This is a genomic window from Paraburkholderia sp. 22099, assembly GCF_052045835.1.
In the GTDB taxonomy this organism is placed as follows: Bacteria; Pseudomonadota; Gammaproteobacteria; order Burkholderiales; family Burkholderiaceae; genus Paraburkholderia; species Paraburkholderia terricola.
On record NZ_JBQEPU010000091.1, the window covers coordinates 1 to 889 of the forward strand.

The following is an 889-nucleotide window of genomic DNA, read 5'->3' on the forward strand; positions in this document are numbered from 1 at the left end:
GTCAGGATCCGTGTCATGCAGGTCAACCAGCTTCGCGGATTGCTCTACGAATTTGGCGTGATACTGCCGGCAGGTCGCCGTGCATCGATAGAGGCAGCCAAAGTCGCGCTGGCGTCGATGGCTGAGCAGTTGCCCACTATGCTGGCAGACAGCCTGCAGGACCAGATCTCGCGGCTACGTGGACTCGACGAGCAGATTGCCCGGATCGAACAGCGCATTCTCGAGTGGCGACGCAACAACGATGCATGCAGACGCATTTCCGAAATCCCCGGCGTGGGAGTACTCACGGCCACTGCTGCAGTATCGGTAATTGGACAGGCGAAGACCTTTCGCTCCGGCCGGGAGTTCGCTGCCTATTTGGGCCTCGTGCCGCGACAGAACGGCTCTGGGGGCAAGGTAAAGCTTGGCGGGATCAGCAAACGCGGGGACGTGTACTTGCGAACGCTACTGATCCACGGCGCGCGATCGGTCATCTCAAGTTCAAGGTATTTGCCGGAGCGCTTGCGCCAGATGCTGACCCGGCGTCCAACGAATGTCGTTGCCGTTGCGCTCGCCAACAAGATGGCGCGAACAATCTGGGCGCTGCTCGCGTATGGTCGAACGTATCAGGCAGCACCAGCGCAGTAAGCACGAACCGTAGCCTTTAACCCATCCACGGTTGCACAGGTGTATTGAACGATGGCAAGACAGGTTGGACCGCGTGAAGGCAAGCCTGAGACATTTCTCGGACTTCGAGTCCGTTATTTAGATTAGGACCTTTGCGGCGAAATCCATCGGGGCCGGCGGGTACGTTCCGCAATCGAGTCCGGATATAAGTCCGCAACCACCCTTCTCGCTACGAACAATTACCTTGCAAATGGGAGGCGACCATATAAGAAATGTCGTGTTC

The 889-nt window shown here is 57.8% G+C and carries 1 protein-coding gene; it reads left to right on the plus strand.

Going from position 1 to position 889, the window contains the following annotated elements:
* The coding region (locus ACTJLC_RS31785) for an IS110 family transposase (protein WP_347143888.1) at positions 1-627 on the plus strand (627 nt) is incomplete at its 5' end.
* Between the last annotated feature and the right edge of the window lie 262 nt (positions 628-889).